Genomic DNA, 1,430 nt, shown 5'->3' with positions numbered 1-1,430 from the left:
TAATGCCGTTCAGTTAAGGTCTTTTCTGAGGTACCGAACGGTGTAACGTGAAGGGCGGGATTTGACGACCCGGTCGCATGCGCGGCCGGGTCGTTTGTCATTGGGAAGTGACTTCAGCCGTTCACGCAGACGCTGCAGACAGGCGGGCAGTTTTGCGTAGGCCGGGGTGACGGCAGCCCACATCATTTCGTGCTGGATCGTATGGAGGGCTCGCACGAAGCTGATATCGGTCGGCGCGAGTTTCGCTTCCCATGCGGCGCAGGCAATCTCGCGGCGAACCAGGTTATAGGCGATCAACGCGCCCCATATTTCCTGATACACCCCTTCGACGGTGCGGCTGCGCAAGGTCAACTCCGAGCCCAGCATCGATTGCTTGAGCTCCCCGTAACTGGTTTCGATCTGCCAGCGGCGCTCGTAGCAGGCAACGATATCAGCAGGTTTGAAGCGTCGGCGATCCCCCAGCGAAGTCAGCAGCACGCGTTCGCGTCCGCGCGCGTCGATGGTGCGGATCGCCCGCGCATTCCAGAATTCGGGCAAAGCCGGACACTTCTTGCGGGCCTGCGGTGAGACGCGCATGCGCACCGTCGCATCGTCAGCGGTACCGGAGATCACTTCCCAGCAGGTATTGGCTTTGGCTGGAATCAGGAAGTGGCGATTGCGCGCGTTCATCGTCAGGCCACACAGGATTTCTGCAGCCAGAAAGCCCTTGTCGAACACCGTCAGCGAGTCTTCCGGGATCTGCGGCAGCAGGCTTTTGGCGTACACCATTTCGTTGGTGTCGTAGCGACCGAAATTGATATCCGCGACCAGATGGGTCGGAATCGCAGTGAGCGTCACGGCGCGCACCTGCGGATAACTGGCCACCTTGCCACTGGCATAACCTTGCGCACCAAAGTGCTCACGGTTGGCCGGGCTGTCGGGCGTGCGCAGCGTGGTGCCGTCCATCGCCCACAGACTCAAGCCCTTGAACGCATGATGAGCCGCGTCCTGAGTCGTCCAGGCCCGTGCTGTCTGCTCAAACAGCCACGCCATCGGTGCCTCGCCGATGCGTTGGCGCGCCTGCGCCGCCGCGCTCTTGCTGACAAACGGCGCGGCCTGGTTGGGCAAGGCCAGATCGAGACCGTCGAGCACCTCACTGATCGACCAGTGACGGTACATTGCCAATGCGATCACCAGCCAGACCACCTGCTCAGCAGGCAAGCGCCGGCGCCGGATACTCGCTGCGCCCGTGGCCTGCACCGCGCGCTCGATCCACTCGTAGGGCAGATGCTCGGCCAGCCGGCTCAGGTCGGCCGGCTGTTGCGCTTCGAGCAGGAAGGTCAGGTGACTGGAGAGCATCGCGCTGAAAAGTTAACAGCTCGGCGCCTCGTTTACAACACCTCCCGCGTCAAAAGCAAAAATGCCGTTCAGTGCTTAACTGAACGGCATTA

Annotated in this window: 1 protein-coding gene; it reads right to left on the bottom strand. The window is 61.6% G+C overall.

Going from position 1 to position 1,430, the window contains the following annotated elements:
* Positions 1-9: 9 nt before the first annotated feature.
* On the bottom strand, positions 10-1,338 hold the full coding sequence (locus tag H3V53_RS43025) for an IS4 family transposase (RefSeq protein ID WP_336603015.1): 1,329 nt from the start codon (positions 1,336-1,338) through the stop codon (positions 10-12).
* Positions 1,339-1,430 lie beyond the last annotated feature (92 nt).

This window comes from Paraburkholderia bengalensis (assembly GCF_037126505.1).
Taxonomy (GTDB): Bacteria; Pseudomonadota; Gammaproteobacteria; order Burkholderiales; family Burkholderiaceae; genus Paraburkholderia; species Paraburkholderia bengalensis.
Note: the sequence above shows the minus strand (reverse complement) of the source record. Positions and strands in the feature narration are given on the sequence as shown.